The 1,175-nt window shown below is 57.4% G+C and carries 1 protein-coding gene and 1 pseudogene; one reads left to right on the plus strand and one right to left on the minus strand.

Annotation, left to right across the window (positions count from 1 at the left end; genetic code table 11):
* Positions 1-247, minus strand: a pseudogene (locus tag ACR0D9_RS20595) (IS481 family transposase); the annotation flags it as partial.
* A gap of 71 nt (positions 248-318) precedes the next feature.
* On the opposite strand from ACR0D9_RS20595, the gene ACR0D9_RS20600 reads away from it, so the two are divergent.
* Positions 319-1,076 (plus strand): IS5 family transposase gene (locus ACR0D9_RS20600; RefSeq protein ID WP_480540105.1). Its coding sequence is split into 2 segments (ribosomal slippage): positions 319-643 and positions 643-1,076, totalling 759 coding nucleotides; the frame shifts between segments, so codons are not numbered across the junction.
* The last annotated feature ends 99 nt before the right edge of the window (positions 1,077-1,175 follow it).

Here is a 1,175-nt window from a genome sequence, read left to right on the forward strand (position 1 = left end):
GCTTGCCTTCCTCGGTCCTGACCTCGGCGATATCGATGTGAAAGAAGCCAATCGGATAGCGTTTGAACTTTTGCCGCTTCGGTTTGTCGCCGTCTATGTCGGGCAGCCGCGAGATACCGTGCCGCTGCAAACAGCGATGCAATGAAGATCGCGTCAGATGAGGAATGGAGGGCTGCAAGGCATAGAGGCAATCGTCAAGCGGCAGCAAAGTGTGGCGTCGGAAGGCAACGACCATCGCCTCTTCATCTTTGCTAGGGTCAGGACGCATTGATTTTCAACGCGCTGCGTGTTTCACGGCTTCAAAAATGGAGTGGTGATATGAGCGACCTTTACTGGCTGACCGACGAGCAGATGGCCAGGCTTTCCCCTTTCTTCCCGAAGTCGCACGGCAAGCCACGGGTCGATGACAAGAGAGTGCTGAGCGGGATTATCTTTATCAATCGCAACGGGTTGCGCTGGCGCGACGCTCCCAGGGAATACGGACCGCATAAGACGCTGTACAGCCGGTGGAAACGATGGAGCGAGAAAGGCATCTTCGCGCGGATGATGGTCGGCCTGGCCGCCGAACATGGCGAGGAAAAGACCGTGATGATCGACGCGACGTATCTAAAGGCCCACCGCACCGCGACCAGCATGGCCGCGAAAAAGGGGGGCGTGGACGCCTGATTGGTCGGACCAAGGGTGGCATGAACACGAAGCTGCACGCCATCTGCGACAGCCAGGGGCGGCCGCTTAATCTATTCGTCACTGCCGGGCAGGTCAGCGATTACACCGGCGCACGGGCGTTACTCAGCAGTCTGCCAAAAGTCGACTGGCTACTCGGAGACCGCGGCTATGACGCCGACTGGTTCAGGGATGCGTTAAAAGACAAAGGGATACGCGCCTGCATCCCTGGCCGGAAGAAGCGCAAGGCACCAGTCAAATACGACAAGCGGCGATACAAACGGCGCAACCGCATCGAGATCATGTTCGGCAGGCTCAAGGATTGGCGGCGCGTGGCAACACGCTATGACCGATCCCCAAAGGTCTTCCTCTCGGCCATCGCGCTCGCCGCTCTCGTCATCTATTGGTTATGAATCCTGACCACTTTAGCTAGCGGTTACGACATTGACGGTGACAATGACCGAGAGGATGAGCAATATGATATCCCTGATGCCTGCTGCACGTGATCTTGA

The sequence above is a fragment of the Ruegeria sp. AK11 genome (assembly GCF_056541095.1).